General features: G+C 61.2%; 13 protein-coding genes. 8 read left to right on the forward strand and 5 right to left on the reverse strand.

The genetic code is table 11. The features are described from left to right. Positions 1-31: 31 nt before the first annotated feature. The 3 genes from HKK57_RS11670 (at position 32) to HKK57_RS11680 (ending at position 4,317) form a co-directional block, all read left to right on the forward strand. Positions 32-1,786 carry a carbamoyltransferase family protein gene (locus tag HKK57_RS11670; protein WP_029299183.1) on the forward strand — a complete coding sequence of 585 codons (1,755 nt, stop codon included), beginning with the start codon at positions 32-34 and terminating at the stop codon, positions 1,784-1,786. Further along, positions 1,758-2,684: a glycosyltransferase family 2 protein gene (locus HKK57_RS11675; protein WP_169873739.1), complete on the forward strand. Its 927-nt coding sequence runs from the start codon at positions 1,758-1,760 to the stop codon at positions 2,682-2,684. Before HKK57_RS11670 ends, HKK57_RS11675 begins: the two co-directional genes overlap by 29 nt. A gap of 268 nt (positions 2,685-2,952) precedes the next feature. Further along, a complete protein-coding gene (locus tag HKK57_RS11680; RefSeq protein WP_237150393.1) occupies positions 2,953-4,317 on the forward strand; it encodes a hypothetical protein in 1,365 nt (454 codons plus the stop codon). A gap of 2 nt (positions 4,318-4,319) precedes the next feature. On the opposite strand, the gene HKK57_RS11685 is transcribed toward HKK57_RS11680, so the two are convergent. Further along, positions 4,320-4,976 carry a phosphotransferase gene (locus tag HKK57_RS11685; protein ID WP_092233006.1) on the reverse strand — a complete coding sequence of 219 codons (657 nt, stop codon included), beginning with the start codon at positions 4,974-4,976 and terminating at the stop codon, positions 4,320-4,322. A gap of 124 nt (positions 4,977-5,100) precedes the next feature. On the opposite strand from HKK57_RS11685, the gene msbA reads away from it, so the two are divergent. The 3 genes from msbA to HKK57_RS11700 all read left to right on the forward strand — a co-directional run bounded on the left by msbA (position 5,101) and on the right by HKK57_RS11700 (position 9,404). Continuing rightward, entirely contained in the window at positions 5,101-6,921 is a 1,821-nt protein-coding gene (gene msbA, locus HKK57_RS11690) for a lipid A export permease/ATP-binding protein MsbA (protein ID WP_029299179.1), read from the forward strand. Between the two features lie 105 nt (positions 6,922-7,026). Beyond that, positions 7,027-8,463 (forward strand): bifunctional D-glycero-beta-D-manno-heptose-7-phosphate kinase/D-glycero-beta-D-manno-heptose 1-phosphate adenylyltransferase HldE, encoded by a 1,437-nt coding sequence (hldE, locus tag HKK57_RS11695; RefSeq protein ID WP_029299178.1) that lies wholly within the window; start codon positions 7,027-7,029, stop codon positions 8,461-8,463. Between the two features lie 11 nt (positions 8,464-8,474). Then, a complete protein-coding gene (locus HKK57_RS11700) occupies positions 8,475-9,404 on the forward strand; it encodes an NAD-dependent epimerase/dehydratase family protein (protein WP_029299177.1) in 930 nt (309 codons plus the stop codon). A 46-nt stretch (positions 9,405-9,450) separates the two neighbouring features. Here HKK57_RS11700 and HKK57_RS11705 read toward each other — a convergent pair whose 3' ends face one another. The 4 genes from HKK57_RS11705 to HKK57_RS11720 form a co-directional block, all read right to left on the reverse strand. Then, positions 9,451-10,416: a hypothetical protein gene (locus tag HKK57_RS11705; RefSeq protein ID WP_029299175.1), complete on the reverse strand. Its 966-nt coding sequence runs from the start codon at positions 10,414-10,416 to the stop codon at positions 9,451-9,453. A 41-nt stretch (positions 10,417-10,457) separates the two neighbouring features. Further along, a complete protein-coding gene (locus HKK57_RS11710) occupies positions 10,458-11,270 on the reverse strand; it encodes an aldo/keto reductase (protein WP_029299173.1) in 813 nt (270 codons plus the stop codon). Beyond that, the gene (locus HKK57_RS11715) at positions 11,267-12,442 is read right to left on the reverse strand and encodes an NAD(P)/FAD-dependent oxidoreductase (protein ID WP_133713929.1); all 1,176 of its coding nucleotides are present in this window, start codon (positions 12,440-12,442) and stop codon (positions 11,267-11,269) included. The genes HKK57_RS11710 and HKK57_RS11715 overlap by 4 nt, the downstream gene beginning before the upstream one ends. A gap of 85 nt (positions 12,443-12,527) precedes the next feature. Beyond that, on the reverse strand, positions 12,528-12,863 hold the full coding sequence (locus HKK57_RS11720; protein WP_029299169.1) for a DMT family transporter: 336 nt from the start codon (positions 12,861-12,863) through the stop codon (positions 12,528-12,530). A 201-nt stretch (positions 12,864-13,064) separates the two neighbouring features. Between HKK57_RS11720 and HKK57_RS11725 the strand changes: the two genes are divergently transcribed. After that, on the forward strand, positions 13,065-13,955 hold the full coding sequence (locus HKK57_RS11725; protein WP_029299167.1) for a LysR family transcriptional regulator: 891 nt from the start codon (positions 13,065-13,067) through the stop codon (positions 13,953-13,955). Positions 13,956-13,978: 23 nt separating this feature from the next. Continuing rightward, positions 13,979-15,256 (forward strand): lipid IV(A) 3-deoxy-D-manno-octulosonic acid transferase, encoded by a 1,278-nt coding sequence (gene waaA, locus HKK57_RS11730; RefSeq protein WP_169390200.1) that lies wholly within the window; start codon positions 13,979-13,981, stop codon positions 15,254-15,256. Positions 15,257-15,333 lie beyond the last annotated feature (77 nt).

Raw genomic sequence — 15,333 nt, forward strand, 5'->3', positions numbered from 1 at the left:
CTGCATGCAGACTAAAAGAGGCTAGACCCCAGTGGCATTGACGATTCTTGGCCTGTCCGGCGCCCTTAGCCATGATCCTTCCGCAGCGTTGTATATCGACGGCAAGCTGATCGCGGCCGCCGAAGAAGAGCGCTTCGTACGCGATAAACATGCAAAGAACCGCATGCCCTACGAATCGGCGAAGTTCTGTCTGGAGCAGGCCGGTATCAAACCTTCCGACGTTGATGTGGTGGCGATCCCGTTTGCCCCGATCAGCTTGTTCGGCGAGGCCCGCTGGCACTATGCCAAGCGTTACTGGTATGCACCGGACCGCGCACTCGATGCGATCCTGATGGGCAACCGTCGCTACAAGCGCTACCGCAACAAGATTGTCTGGTGCCTGGAGCAACTGGGCTTTGATCCGAAGAAGATCAAGATCGAGCCGGTCGAGCACCACCTGGCCCACGCTTCCAGCGCTTATCACTGTTCGGGCTTCCAGGAGAAGACCGCGATCCTGGGGATCGACGGTAAGGGCGAGTACGCCACAACCTTCTTTGGCTATGGCGAGAACGGCAAGATCCACAAGATCAAGGAGTTCTACGATCCGGACTCCCTTGGCGGCCTGTACGGCGCGATCACTGAGTTCCTTGGCTTCGAGATGCTTGATGGCGAGTTCAAGGTCATGGGCATGGCGCCGTATGGCGATGCCAGCAAGTACGACTTCTCGCGCCTGGCCTCCTTTGAAAACGGCGAGTTGGTGATCAATACCGACTACGCCAACGTCATTGGCCTGCGCCGCTATAAAGAGAAAGGCAAGGGCTTCTACTTCTCGCCAAAACTGATCGAGTGGCTGGGTCCCAAGCGCGAAGGCGACATCGCTGACGAGCCGTACATCCACTACGCAGCCAGCATGCAAGCGCTGTTCGAGAAGCTGGCGTTGCAGATGATCGACCATTACCTGGGCGATATCCTCAAGGAAACCGGCAAGCTGGCCTTCGCCGGCGGCTGCGCGCTGAACGTCAAATTGAACCAGAAGATCATTGCCCGCGACGACGTCAAGGAGCTGTTCGTGCAGCCAGCGTCCGGCGATGCAGGTACCGCGGTAGGTGCGGCGGCCTATGTGTCCCATGCCCGTGGTGTACCGGTAGAGAAGATGGAACACGTCTATCTCGGCCCGTCCTACAGCAACGAGGAAGTGATTGCCGCGTGCGCCAAGCACCCGAGCAAGCCGAAGTGGCGCCAGATCGAGGACATGCCCAAGCGCATCGCCCAGATCATGGTCGACGGCAACCCGGTGGCCTGGTTCCAGGGCCGCATGGAGTTCGGTCCGCGTGCCTTGGGCGGACGTTCGATCATCGGTTGCCCGAGCGCCGTGGGCGTGGCTGACCGGATCAACCACCAGATCAAGTTCCGCGAGCGCTGGAGGCCTTTCTGCCCGTCGATGCTCGACACCGTGGCCCCGCAGATGATCAAGGTCGATCACCCGGCCCCGTTCATGACCTTCACCTTTGAAGTGGCGGAAGAATGGAAAACCCGCGTGCCGGAAGTGGTCCATGAAGATGGCACCTCCCGCGCCCAGGTGCTCAAGCGCGAGTACAACCCGCGTTACTACGACATGATGAAAGAGCTGGAAGTGCTGACCGGCAACGGTGTGTCCCTGAACACCTCGCTCAACCGCCGTGGCGAAGCGATGATTTGCTCGCCGACCGACGCCCTGAACATGTTCTTCGGCTCGGACCTGCAGTACCTGATCATGGAAGACATCCTGGTCGTCAAAGATGGTGTGGAAGGGCAAGTCATTGACTGAGAGGCGGATTGGCGTCGTCATTCCCACCTATAACTACGCACACACGTTGGGACGCGCGGTTGAATCGGTGCTGGCACAGCTCGATGAGGCGAATGCACAGTTACTGGTGATTGATGATGGCTCGACCGATGAGACGCCGCAGGTGCTGGCAGCGTTGATGGAAAAGTACCCAGGCTGTTTTCGGGCGTTGCGCAAACCCAATGGAGGTGCGGCCTCGGCCCGCAACCTAGGGCTTGAAGAGTCTGCGGGCGAGTACCTGATGTTCTTGGATGCCGATGATGAAATGGCGCCAGGCGCACTGCTTTCGGTAGCTCAGCATATTGCCGCACATCCGGAGAGTCGTTTGATCGTCGGTGGCCACTGGTCTGTGTTCGGGGATGGCAAGCGCCGCTTGCATATGGTCAAGCAGCTTCCAGCCAGCGCCTATCTGCGGGTGCGTGGTTACTTGCTGGACAAGACGATAGCGCTTTCCAATGGCGCTTGCGCGATGCATAAAGATATTTTTAGCGTGGGCAACTATCCGGAGAGTTTGCGTAATGCTGAAGATATTCCTGTATTTGCTCAGGCCTTGGCACGTTTTTCATGCAGTGTCATCGACCAGCCTCTGGTGCTGATCTACAAGCATGCGGACAGCTTGCGCCATGACATCAATCACAGTGTCGCGGCAGGCGTGAGCCTGGTGGACGAGGTGTTCTCGCCGGTACGTATGCCGGCAGAGCTGCAAGGCTTGCGTCGTGCGTTTCTCGCACAGCGCTGCCTGTCTTTGTTTCGCAATTGCTTCAGTGCTGGGGAATATACGCTTGCCAAGCAGTTTTACTGCCAGGCGGTACGTACAGACTGGCGTGCCCTGACGCGCTGGTCGTACACACGCAAGGCGCTTCAGCTGATGTTCAAGTAAGCGTTTTATAGCCTGTTACGCTACGCCGAGAATGACCGGTACAGCGCCCGGTTTGATGGCAATGACTAGGCGTTGGGTTTTCGTGGTGCAGTGGTTTTTCTGGAATATATGTTTTCAAATCTTGTGCACACGATGTGACGCCAGGTTTTAAGGGGGGGGTGTGGTTGGTATAGGCAGCAAGTTGTGGGCTCGGGCTTTGGGCGTTGTCGTCGAACATCCCGTTCGAGTGGCATTTTTTGGGAGTCTGCTGCTATCCCTGATCGCGGTATTGGGCGCCGCGACTGTAGGGCGTGATGCTGCGTTCTACCTGACCATTGCCCAGGACGTCTACGTCCATGGTCCGAAATCCGCCTTTGCGGTATTCAACTGGCCCTGGTTCTCCCTGCTCCTGGCGGGTACCCATTCGGTTTCAGCCCTGCCCATAGAACTGAGTGCTTACCTGTGGTGTTCGCTGTTTGCAGCTGGCACCTGCGCGCTCTTGGTTGACTGCGTTCGCCAGCGCTCGGTGCAGGTTGCACCCTGGGCCTGCCTGGTGGTGCTGGCGATGCCGGCGTTCAACCAGTTTCGTGGCGAGATCCTGCGCGAGTTCGGCTTCTGGTTTTTCTGCATCCTGACGCTGTGGCTGGCCATGCGCTGGCAGGCCCGTGGTGGATGGCTGCGGGCAGCAATCATCCATCTGGCGATTGTCGCAGCGGCAGCTTTCCGCCTGGAAGCGTTGTTGCTGCTGCCGGCGTTGGGCCTGTGGCAGTTGCCTGGCCTGTGGGTTCGCGAGCGGCGTCTGGCGCTCCTGCAATTCGTCGCGTTGCCGCTGCTGGGCGTGGTGGCGGGGATGGTGCTGGTCTTGGCCACGGGTGGTTTTTCATCGGGCCGCGTTGCCTACTATCTGGACTTGATCAATCCAAACAGTGTATTGGCGTCGTTTGATTTGCTGCGCGAGCAGTTCTCCCGATCGCTGATCAACAAGTACTCCCAAGATGAAACAGGGCGCATCATCTTTTTTGGCATCCTGGCGGCCATGGTCATCAGTTTTGTGAATATTTGCGGGCCCTTTGCCGTGCCTTTTTTACGGGGGCGCAACTGGCAGGCAATCAAGCTCTACTGGCATCAATACCGGCCTTTTGCCTGGGCAGCGGTGTTGTACCTGTTGGTGTTGCTGCTGTTCTTTATTCAGCAGCAGTTCATGAACGTGCGTTACATGAGCTTCTTGAACCTGCTGTTTGTACCGGCGCTGGCACTGGCGCTGCAGATGTTTGCCCAGCAGTTCCCGCGCCTGGGCAAGGCCTTGGTGGCGGTCTGCCTGTTGGTGATGTTGTCGAATGTGGTGTCTACCGGGCCGGGCAAGGTCCAGTACGTCGAGGCGGGACGTTGGATGGCGGCGAATGTCGAGCCGGATGTTCCTGCGTATTTCGATGATGGGCGTATTGGTTATTACGCAGGGCGTGGTTATCTGCTCAAGAAATTGACCCGGGAAGCCGCGATGTCACCGGCGCATGCAGGGAAATTCCGCTACTTCCTGATCGAAGCCCGCGGCAACGAACCCTGGCTCACCAGTTGGCTGGCCGAGCGCAACCTGCGCATCGTCGAGCGCTTCGCCAATCGCCGAGGCGCCACGGTACTGGTCATCACCCAGTGAGATCAGTCCAGTAGTTGTCGCAGGCGCTCAATCAGTGGCGCCTGTTGACTGCCCGCCGGCAAGGCCTGGCGATAGCCATTGAAGAAGGCTTGCCCGGCGTCATCGCCCAGTAGCCATTGCCGATCCTCGGCATAGCGCCGCAGGTGGCTGAAGTTGCGCCGCCGCTTGCTCTGGCTCAGCGGGGTGGCCTGGCAGCTCAGGTCGGCAATGTCGATCAAGCCCAGGGTGTTTTCCGGTGTCAGGACCACGTTGCCAAAGTGCAGCGAACGAAAGTACACGCCCTTCTCGTGCAATTGCGCAATGAAGCCGCCCAGGCGCTCACGCAGGGCGTCGGCCTCGGCCTTGGCGAGTTTAAGCTGGCGGATGGTTTCCCCGGCCAGCGGGCTGTAGTACACCGCATCCCGCGCAATGCTGGGTATGCGATACACCGCAATGATGCGCGGGCAAGGGATATCCCGTTGCTGTAGTGCACGGGTGTTGTTGGCGAAGCGTTGTGCATACGGGTAGAACAGTGCCGAGCTGAGCAGGCGCTTGCGCCGGAACAGCTTGAGCATGCAACCATCGGTCAACCGGAGCACCTTGTCGCCAGAACCATCGGCTTCCAGCACCTGCGCGCCAGCACGCAATGCCTCATAGGTGTTGTGATCGATTACTTGCATGCCTGACTCCCATCAATAGCCGGTTATCTTAACCGACTTGGCGCAAAGCTGGCCCATGCTCATGTTTTTTGGGGCGAAGAGGCCTGTGATATGATCCGCGCCTTACTGATTTGCGCGGATTCCTATGAGCAGTCCTGAACCGAAAACCCAGTCGACGCTGGCGATTTACTTCCGCCTCCTGACTTACGTACGGCCTTATGTGGGTCTGTTCATCCTGAGTATCGTCGGGTTCCTGATCTTCGCATCGACCCAGCCGATGCTCGCTTACATCCTCAAGTATTTCGTCGATGGCCTGGCGAACCCCGAGGCCAGCCTGTTCCCCGGCAACCCCTATCTTGGCAAGTTGCAGTTGCTGGAAACCGTGCCGCTGATGATCGTGCTGATCGCAGCCTGGCAGGGCGTGGGCTCGTTCCTCGGTAACTTCTTCCTGGCCCGGGTTTCCCTCGGGTTGGTCCACGACCTGCGCGTGGTGCTGTTCAACAAGCTGTTGGAGTTGCCCAACCGCTTTTTTGACAAGAACAACTCCGGCCACCTGATTTCCCGCATTACCTTCAACGTCACCATGGTCACCGGGGCTGCCACCGATGCGATCAAGGTGGTTATCCGTGAAGGCATGACCGTGATTTTCCTGTTTTGCACCCTGGTCTGGATGAACTGGAAACTGACCCTGGTGATGCTGGCGATCCTGCCGGTGATCGGCATGATGGTGAACAGCACCAGCCGTAAATTCCGCAAGCAGAGCAAGAAAATCCAGGTGTCCATGGGCGACGTGACCCATGTGGCCTCCGAGACGATCCACGGCTACCGTGTGGTCCGCAGCTTTGGCGGCGAGCAGTATGAAAAGGTGCGCTTCGAGCAAGCGAGCCTGAGCAATACCGAGAAACAACTGGCGATGACCAAGACCGGCGCGGTGTACACGCCGATGCTGCAATTGGTGACCTACAGTGCCATGGCCGTGGTCATGTTCCTGGTCCTGTATTTGCGCGGCGATGCATCGCCCGGCGACCTGGTGGCCTATATCACCATGGCTGGCCTGCTGCCCAAGCCGATTCGCCAGCTTTCCGAGGTCAGCTCGACCATCCAGAAGGGTGTGGCGGGTGCCGAGAGTATTTTCGAGCAGTTGGATGAGCCGGTAGAAGTCGACCAGGGCGTGATCGAGCATGAACGCCTGGCTGGGCGCATTGAAGTGCGCAACCTCAGCTTCCAATACCCGGAAAGCGACAAGAAGGTGCTCAACGACATCAGCTTTATTGTCGAGCCTGGGCAAATGGTCGCGCTGGTGGGGCGTTCGGGCAGCGGCAAGTCGACCCTGGCCGGCTTGATCCCTCGCTTCTACCAGCATGAGCAGGGGCAGATTCTGCTCGATGGCGTACGCGTGCAGGATTTCACCCTGCGCAACCTGCGCCGGCAAATCGCCCTGGTGACCCAGCAGGTCACCCTGTTCAACGACACCGTGACCAACAACATCGCCTATGGCGACCTGGCTGGCGCGCCGACCGATGCGGTGCATCATGCCGCTCGCGAAGCGTATGCCGATGAGTTCATCGTGAAGATGCCCCAGGGCTATGAAACCCTGGTAGGCGAGAACGGCGTACTGCTGTCCGGCGGCCAGCGCCAGCGCATTGCAATTGCCCGGGCCTTGCTCAAGGATGCGCCGCTGTTGATTCTCGACGAGGCAACCTCGGCCCTGGATACCGAGTCCGAGCGCCATATCCAGGCGGCCCTGGACCATGTGGTGAAGAACCGCACCACCCTGGTGATTGCCCACCGCTTGAGCACCATCGAGAAAGCCGACCTGATCCTGGTGATGGACGACGGCCAGATTGTCGAGCGCGGGACCCATGTCGAGTTGCTGGCGAAGAATGGCTACTACGCCCGCCTGCACGCCAAGGAGTTCGAAGAAGGCGACCCAGTGGCGCCCTCCCATGTGACGGATGCCTATTGAGGTGCCAGGGGCGCCGGGCTGGGATCGACCGCCAGGATTGAATCGGTCGATGCTTTTCCCTGTGCTAATATCGCGCCCCTGTTCATTTTGTATGTGGGTTGCTCCATGAAGTTGTCCATGCCGCGATTCGATCAAGCCCCTGTCTTGGTGGTCGGCGATGTCATGCTCGACCGTTACTGGCATGGCGGTACCTCACGGATTTCCCCTGAGGCACCGGTACCGGTAGTCAAGGTCGAGCAAATCGAAGACCGCCCAGGCGGCGCTGCCAACGTTGCCCTTAACATCGCCGCCCTCGGCGCCCCGGCCTCCCTGGTCGGCGTGACCGGCGACGATGAAGCCGCCGACAGCCTGACCAACAGCCTGCGCGGCGCTGGCGTGCGTGCCCTGTTCCAGCGCATCGCCCACCAGCCGACCATCGTCAAGCTGCGGGTCATGAGCCGGCACCAGCAGTTGCTGCGTATCGACTTTGAAGAACCCTTCGCCACCGACGCCCTGGCCCTCAGTGAGCAGGTCGACGAACTGCTCGAAGGCATCAAGGTGCTGGTGCTGTCGGACTACGGCAAAGGCGCATTGAAAAACCACCAGATGCTGATCCAGGCCGCCAAGGCCCGTGGCATCCCGGTGCTGGCCGATCCCAAGGGCAAGGATTTCTCGGTCTACCGAGGCGCCAGCCTGATCACGCCGAACCTCAGCGAATTTGAAACCATCGTCGGCGGTTGCGTCGATGAGCACGACTTGGTGAGCAAAGGCGCAAGCCTGATGGCCGACCTCGACCTCGGCGCCTTGCTGGTGACCCGTGGCGAACACGGCATGACCCTGCTGCGTCCCGGTCACCCGGCCATGCACTTGCCGGCGCGTGCGCGGGAAGTGTTCGACGTCACGGGCGCTGGCGACACCGTGATCTCCACCCTGGCGGCAGCGATTGCGGCGGGGGAGGAGTTGCCCCATGCGGTAGCCCTGGCCAACCTGGCAGCGAGCATCGTGGTGGGCAAGCTGGGTACGGCGTCCATCAGTGCCCCGGAACTGCGTCGCGCGATCCAGCGCGAGGAAGGCTCGGAGCGTGGTGTGTTGAGCCTGGAGCAATTGCTGCTGGCGATTGACGATGCCCGTGCCCATAACGAGAGCATTGTCTTCACCAACGGCTGCTTCGATATCCTGCACGCCGGCCATGTGACCTACCTGGAGCAGGCTCGCGCCCAGGGTGATCGCCTGATCGTGGCGATCAACGATGATGCTTCGGTCAGCCGCCTGAAAGGCCCTGGCCGACCAATCAACAGCGTGGACCGGCGCATGGCGGTCCTGGCTGGATTGGGCGCGGTGGATTGGGTGATCAGCTTCTCCGAGGGCACTCCGGAAAACCTCCTGGCTCAGGTCAAGCCAGATGTGTTGGTCAAGGGTGGTGACTACTCGGTCGACCAGGTGGTCGGTGCCGATATCGTCAACGCCTATGGTGGCAAGGTCAAAGTCCTGGGGTTGGTGGAAAACAGCTCGACGACCGCGATTGTCGAAAAAATCCGCCAAACCAACGATGCCGCTCAATAGGTTTTACCGCTATGTCTGATGCTCTCGTACTGATTACCGGCGGTGCCGGCTTTATCGGTTCCAATCTGGTCGATGCACTGCTTGCCAAGGGCTATGCAGTGCGCGTGCTGGATAACCTGTCCACCGGCAAACGCAGCAACCTGGCGCTGGACAACCCGCGCCTGCAACTGCTGGAAGGCGACGTGGCCGACGCTGCGCTGGTCGCTCGTGCGGCGGTGGGGGCGACAGCCGTAGTGCACCTGGCGGCAGTCGCGTCGGTGCAGGCGTCGGTGGATGATCCGGTCAGTACACACCAGAGCAACTTCGTGGGTAGCCTGAATGTCTGCGAGGCCATGCGCCAGGCCGGGGTCAAGCGCGTGGTGTTTGCCTCGAGCGCTGCGGTGTATGGCAACAATGGCGAAGGCGACTCTATCGACGAGCAAACCGCCAAGGCACCGTTGACGCCTTATGCATCGGACAAGCTGGCGAGCGAGCACTACTTTGACTTCTACCGTCGCCAGCATGGCCTGGAACCGGTGATTTTCCGCTTCTTCAACATCTTTGGCCCGCGCCAGGATCCTTCATCGCCGTACTCCGGGGTGATCAGCATTTTCAGCGAGCGCGCGCAAAAAGGCCTGCCGATTGCCGTATTCGGCGACGGTGAGCAAACCCGGGACTTCATGTACGTCGGGGATCTGGTGGCGGTGCTGGTGCAAGCGGTGGAAATGGCCGAAGCGCCTCTGGGCGCGATCAATGTCGGCTGGAACCGCACCACCACGCTCAAACAGTTGCTGCAGGCACTGTCGGAAATCGTCGGCTCGTTGCCGGCTGTCAGCTACACAGAGCCGCGTTCAGGGGATATTCGGCACTCCAGGGCCAATAACCAGCGCCTGGCGGCGAGCTTCACGTTGCCTGAGGCGACGCCGCTGAAGACGGGCCTGGAGAAACTGCTGCACGGCTGAGCCCTTATTCTCTGTAGGAGCCGGCCTGGCTCCTACAGGGGAGGCGTCAGCGTCCTGCTTTTTTCGGCACCATCTTGCGCAAGATCTGTCTGGCCCGCCCGGTCAGCTGGCTCAACTTCGATTCCTTCTCCGGCGCGCTCAGGCCCTGTTGCCTGAGCCAGTCCTTCCAGCGGATCCGCTCATCGCGCACCAGCCAACCTTCCTGCTGGGCAAAACTTTCGGCCAGGTACAACCCGCGCGTACTCGCTGGCACCAGTTGATCCTTTTTCAAGGTAAACAGCTCGGCGCAAGGCTGGCCGTCCTTCAGGGGCATCAGGTACAAGTCCGGGCGCTGGCGGTCCAGGCGCGCCACCAGTTGGTCGCCCTCCAGGCGTTCGTCCACATGGAACAGGCTCAAGGACTTGGCTTCCTTGGGCACTTCCAGGCGCAGGTCGTAGATCAATTGCAGTGAGGCCGTGGGCAGGTGCACATAGGCCCGGGGGCGTTCGATCAATTGCATGTTGGCGCAGCGCACCGGGCGGGCAGCGCCGGACAGCGGCGACAGGCGAAACGGCAAGGCCTCGCGGTAATGCAGCGCGCTGGAGTAGGGCGCCGGCAGCCAGGTATCGTTGAAGCGCCCGCCCAGCCAGCCTTCCGGGGTCTCCAGCAGGCACTCCTCGGCGATTTCCTGAATGGCAGTGTGCAGTGGCAAGTTCAGTTCGTGGGCCGGCACGTAGCCGGAAATCAGCTTGAGCACCACGTCGCCACGGTCCTGGCGACGCTGGCGCACCAGTACCCAGTAATCGCGGTTTTGCCAGTGCAGTGTCAGGCGCACCGACACCCCGAGGTTGGCCAGTTCCAGGGCGAAGCGCTCGGCATCCGCCACTTCCACCGGCTTGCGCCGCTGCAGAGTCTGGGCAAAGTTGAGCGGCATGCCCACGCTCTGGTAGCTCAGGCCTTCGGGGGTGGCTTCGACGTACAGCGGCAGAGTTTTAAAGTTACTGGGGTTTTTTCTTATGAGCGTTCGCGGCATGTCGGCTCCTTCTTGCGTCGGGGTCGGCCGCGTCGGCGGCATCAGGATTGGCGAATGATCTTGGCAGCGGTTGCCACATTATGGGCAAGGTGCAGCGGGTTGATGGTCCCGACAATAGCACTGGCCACGCCCGTTTGCGCAAACAACAAGATGAAACTGGCGTGAATTGGATCCACTCCCGGCTCAAGGCACGCATGCCCACTGGCCAGGGCCTTTTTCACCAGGATGCCTTTGCCGTGGGCGGCGGCATAATCAATCACGGCTTTTTCGTCTTGCTCGTTCAGATTGTAGGTGACCATCGCGCAATCACCTTGTTCCAGAGCCTTCACCCCGCCCTCGACGGTTTTGCCGGAAAAGCCGAAACCGCGAATCTTGCCCTCGGCCTTGAGGTCCGCCAGGGTCTGGTAGACCTCGCAGTCGTTGAGAATATGCAAGTCGTTGCCGTCGGAATGCACCAGCACCAGGTCGATAAAATCCGTTTCCAGGCGTTTCAGGCTGCGCTCCACGGACAGCCGGGTGTGGGCTGCGCTGAAGTCGTGACGGGACACGCCGTCGGCAAATTCTTCGCCGACCTTGCTGACAATCACCCAGTCCTGGCGCTGGCCACGCAGCAGCGGGCCCAGGCGTTCTTCGCTGTGACCATAGGCGGGGGCGGTGTCGATCAGGTTGATCCCCAGCTCGCGCGCCTGGCGCAGCAACATCCGCGCCTCCTCATCGTTGGGGATCTGGAAACCATTGGGGTACTTCACTCCCTGGTCGCGCCCCAGTTTCACGGTGCCCAGGCCCAGTGGCGAGACCAGCAGGCCGGTGCTGCCCAGGGGGCGATGAAGGTCATGCAGGGTCGGCAGGCTCATGGCAACAATTGCTCCCAGGCGGGTTGGGCGATGGCGGGGCGGGGCAGTTGCGGCAATGGTTCGCTGGGTGTCGGCTGGATGCCGTCACGTTCCAGGGCGTTGAGCACCCGGTCGGCGAAGTCCGGCGCCAGGGCCAGCTTGGTTGGCCAGCCCACCAGCAGCCGGCCCTGTTCGGCGAGGAATGCGTTGTCCGGCCGGGTCAGGCCCGTTTGCAGGGGCTCGGCGCGATCCACCCGCAGGGTCGCCCACTGGGTCTGGCTCATGTCGATCCACGGCAGCAGTTGCGCCAGCTCCTTTTGCGCCGTGGCGATCTGCTCGGCGGGCGTGCGGTGCACACCTTCGGTCTCGGCAATATCGCCGCCCATGTACCACACCCAATTGCCATCAGCGGCCGGGTGCGTGGTGATGGTGATCCGTGGCTTGGTGCCGCCGCCCAGGCAGTGCGCGTACAGGGGTTTGAGGCCGGGGCCCTTGGCGATGATCATATGCAGCGGGCGCTTTTGCATGGCCGGCTGGCTCAGGCCCAGGGTGGTCAGCAGTTCGGCGGTGCCGCCGCCGGCGCTCAGCACGATGCGCTGGGCGCGAATCGCTCGGCCATCGACTTTCAGGCCAACCAGGATGCCACCCTCAAGCAGCGGCTCGATCTGTTGCCCGGCGAGCAGGCCGTCGCCGGCCAATTGCGCCAGGCGCTCGATCAGACTCGGCACATCCACCACCAGTTCGGCCAGGCGATAGACCTTGCCCTTGAAGCGGCGGTCTTGCAGGGCCAGCGGCAAATCGTCGCCCTTGACCTGGTCGACGCGGCCGCGCACCGCCTTGCTGGCGAAGAAGCTGGTGAGGTTGCCGGCCAGGGTGCCTGGCGACCACAGGTAATGGGCCTGGGACAGCAGGCGCACGCCCGTCAGGTCCAGCTCGCCGGTGCCGGCCAGCGCCTCGCGCCAGCGTCGTGGCATATCGGCAATAGCTTCAGAGGCGCCGGTCAGGGCACCGTGCAAGGCGTATTTCGCACCACCGTGAATGATCCCCTGGGACTTCACGCTCTGCCCGCCACCCAGGGTCGCGTTCTCCACCACAATCGTGGAAAACCCCTGGTTGCGCAGGCGCGCATTGAGCCAGAGGCCGGCAACCCCGGCGCCGACAATCAGGACGTCGGTGGAAATAACGGATGGCATGGGGCGACCTCAGTGTTCAGAACAAGAGGCCAAGTATACAGACTCGACGGCGGGATCTTTGCTCAGGATCAACAACTGTAGGAGGTCAGTGGCCTGCCGTTTTCGAAAACAACTGAATCACCACCACCCCCAGCACAATCAAGCCCATCCCGAGCATCGCCGGCAGATCGAGCTTCTGCCCATAGATAAACAGCGCCGCGATGCTGACCATGACAATGCCCATCCCGGCCCATACCGCATAGGCCACGCCCACCGGGACGGTGCGCACCACCAGAGTCAGCATCCAGAAAGCCACGCCATAACCCACGATCACCAACAGTAGGGGAATCGGCGTGCTCCAGCCCTTGATTGCTTTCATGGAAACGGTAGCGATCACCTCCGAGCAGATGGCGATAGCCAGGTAGTAGTAGGCGACGTTCATGGGGCAATCCTCGGGATGGGCTCAATACTGTAGGAGCGAGCTTGCTCGCGAAAATCGTTAACGATTACGCGTATAGCCTGGTTGAACGTGGTGTTCTTGGGTTTTTCGCGAGCAAGCTCGCTCCTACAAAGGCTGGCATTTTAGTGCGTTATCAGATGGGGTAAAGTCATTACCTATCCGAATTTAAGATGGGTTTGACCAATGAGCGTGCAATGGAACCTGGAGCAGATGCGCCTGTTTGTCAGCGTCGCCGAACAGCGGTCGTTTTCGGCGGTGGCCCGGGACCAGCGCAAGGCGCAGTCGGCGGTAAGCAATGGTATTGCCTTGCTGGAGGCTGACCTTGGGGTGAGCCTGTTTGATCGTAGCAGTGGTCGCCAGCCCCGGTTGACGGAGGCCGGTACGGTGCTGCTGGAGGAGGCCCGGGAAGTGCTGCGTCAGTGCGAGCGTCTCAACGGCCGCGCTCTGTCCTTGATGCGTGGCGAAGAAGCGCGGCTGCGCCTGGCCCAGGACGAAGCCATGTTGTATCAGCCGGTACTCGATAGCCTGGAGGCGCTGGCCGGGAAGTTTCCTAGCCTGGAAGTGCAATTGTCGAGCACGGCCCAAGGTGATGTCGCACGCAAATTAGTCGAGCGCAAAGCGGACCTGGGGTTGCTGTTCTACCACGACCAGATCCCCGAGGCCCTTGAGCGGCGGGTGGTCGGCAGCGTGGAGATGGTCACGGTGTGCGGCGTCGGGCATCCGCTGGCCAGCGGCGGTTTTGTCGATTGCCAGCGCCTGGCGCAGTTTCGCCAGTTGCTGATGTCGACCCAGACCAGCGTCTACCCCGGTAGCGAGGCGGCCAGCCCGCAGGTGTGGCGTGCCGACAGCTTTTACGTGTTGGCCGAGTGGCTGGCGCGTGGCCTGGGCTGGGCCTGGTTACCGCGACATGTGGTGCAATACCCGACGTATCAGGGGCAGATGGTCGAGTTGGATAGCGAATGGACGCCGCCGGCCCTGGTGGTGGAGCTGGTTTGGCGTCGGGATGAACCCCTGGGCCCGGCGGCGCGCTTTCTGGCCGAACGTTTTACCGAGTGTTTGCAGGCGATCGGCTGAAAAAGCCGATAAACTCCGCCGCCATGAATAGAACTCTCTACAGCTGTCTGTTTTACCTGGCGCTGCCGTTGGTGGCCTTACGTCTATGGCTGCGGGCACGCAAGGCGCCGGCCTACGCCAAGCGCGTCAGCGAACGCTTTTCCTACGGGTTGCCGCTACTCAAACCCGGTGGGATCTGGGTGCACGCGGTGTCGGTGGGCGAGAGCATCGCCGCCGCACCGATGATCCGTGGTTTGCTGGAGCGTCATCCACAGTTGCCGATCACCGTCACCTGCATGACGCCCACCGGTTCCGAGCGGATCCAGGCATTGTTCGCCAATGAGCCGCGCATCCAGCATTGCTACCTGCCCTACGATTTGCCATGTGCCGCCAAGCGCTTTCTGGACCGGGTCCAGCCCAGGCTGGCGGTCATCATGGAAACCGAGTTGTGGCCCAACCATATCCACCAGTGCGCCAAGCGCGGGATTCCGGTGGTCCTGGCCAATGCGCGGCTGTCGGCACGCTCGGCCAAGGGCTACGCACGTTTCGCCAAACTGACTGCGCCGATGCTGGCAGAAATGAGCCTGTTCGCCGTGCAGACCGCCACCGAGGCCGAGCGCTTTCGCAGCCTGGGCGCACGTGCGGAAACGGTCGAAGTCACCGGCTCGATCAAGTTTGACCTGACCATCGATCCGCAGCTGTTGGCGCGCGCCGCTGCGTTGCGTGAGCAGTGGCAGGCCAGCGAGCGCCCGGTGTGGATCGCCGCCAGTACCCACGAGGGTGAAGATGAAGTGGTGCTGGCGGCCCATCGGCAGTTGCTCGCCAGCTATCCCAACGCCCTGTTGATTCTGGTGCCACGGCATCCGGAGCGTTTCAACACGATGTTTGAGCTGTGCCAGCAGCAGGGTTTTGCCACCGTGCGGCGCTCCAGCGGCGCGCCGGTCAACGCCCAGACCTCGGTATTGCTGGGCGACACCATGGGCGAGCTGCTGTTTTTGTATGCCTTGGCCGACAGCGCTTTTGTCGGCGGCAGCCTCGTGCCCAATGGTGGGCATAACCTGCTGGAGCCCGCTGCGCTGGCCAAGCCGGTGATCAGCGGCCCGCACCTGTTCAACTTCCTCGAAATCGCCGCGATGATGCGCGAAGCCGGGGCGTTGCGGGAGGTGGAGGATGCCGAGGGCTTGGCCGAGGCGGTGCGGCAGTTGTTTGAGCTGCCGCAGGATGCGCAGAAGATGGCGCAGGCGGGGCTCAAGGTGATGCAGGGCAACCAGGGGGCGTTGAAGCGCTTGCTCGATGGTATCGATCGCCTGATCAACCGCTGACCTTGTGGGAGCGGGCTTGCTCGCGAAGACGGTGTGTCAGTCAACACATGTATTGACTGACACACCGTCTTCGCGAG

Source organism: Pseudomonas sp. ADAK21 (genome assembly GCF_012935735.1).
In the GTDB taxonomy this organism is placed as follows: domain Bacteria; phylum Pseudomonadota; class Gammaproteobacteria; order Pseudomonadales; family Pseudomonadaceae; genus Aquipseudomonas; species Aquipseudomonas proteolytica.

What these genes read in the sequence shown, in the direction of transcription:
- HKK57_RS11705 (WP_029299175.1), bottom strand. Translation starts at nt 10,416, where the DNA reads ATGCCGCGAACGCTCATAAGAAAAAACCCCAGTAACTTTAAAACTCTG.
- hldE (WP_029299178.1), top strand. Translation starts at nt 7,027, where the DNA reads ATGAAGTTGTCCATGCCGCGATTCGATCAAGCCCCTGTCTTGGTGGTC.
- waaA (WP_169390200.1), top strand. Translation starts at nt 13,979, where the DNA reads ATGAATAGAACTCTCTACAGCTGTCTGTTTTACCTGGCGCTGCCGTTG.
- msbA (WP_029299179.1), top strand. Translation starts at nt 5,101, where the DNA reads ATGAGCAGTCCTGAACCGAAAACCCAGTCGACGCTGGCGATTTACTTC.
- HKK57_RS11700 (WP_029299177.1), top strand. Translation starts at nt 8,475, where the DNA reads ATGTCTGATGCTCTCGTACTGATTACCGGCGGTGCCGGCTTTATCGGT.
- HKK57_RS11715 (WP_133713929.1), bottom strand. Translation starts at nt 12,442, where the DNA reads ATGCCATCCGTTATTTCCACCGACGTCCTGATTGTCGGCGCCGGGGTT.
- HKK57_RS11725 (WP_029299167.1), top strand. Translation starts at nt 13,065, where the DNA reads ATGAGCGTGCAATGGAACCTGGAGCAGATGCGCCTGTTTGTCAGCGTC.
- HKK57_RS11675 (WP_169873739.1), top strand. Translation starts at nt 1,758, where the DNA reads ATGGTGTGGAAGGGCAAGTCATTGACTGAGAGGCGGATTGGCGTCGTC.
- HKK57_RS11685 (WP_092233006.1), bottom strand. Translation starts at nt 4,976, where the DNA reads ATGCAAGTAATCGATCACAACACCTATGAGGCATTGCGTGCTGGCGCG.
- HKK57_RS11720 (WP_029299169.1), bottom strand. Translation starts at nt 12,863, where the DNA reads ATGAACGTCGCCTACTACTACCTGGCTATCGCCATCTGCTCGGAGGTG.
- HKK57_RS11710 (WP_029299173.1), bottom strand. Translation starts at nt 11,270, where the DNA reads ATGAGCCTGCCGACCCTGCATGACCTTCATCGCCCCCTGGGCAGCACC.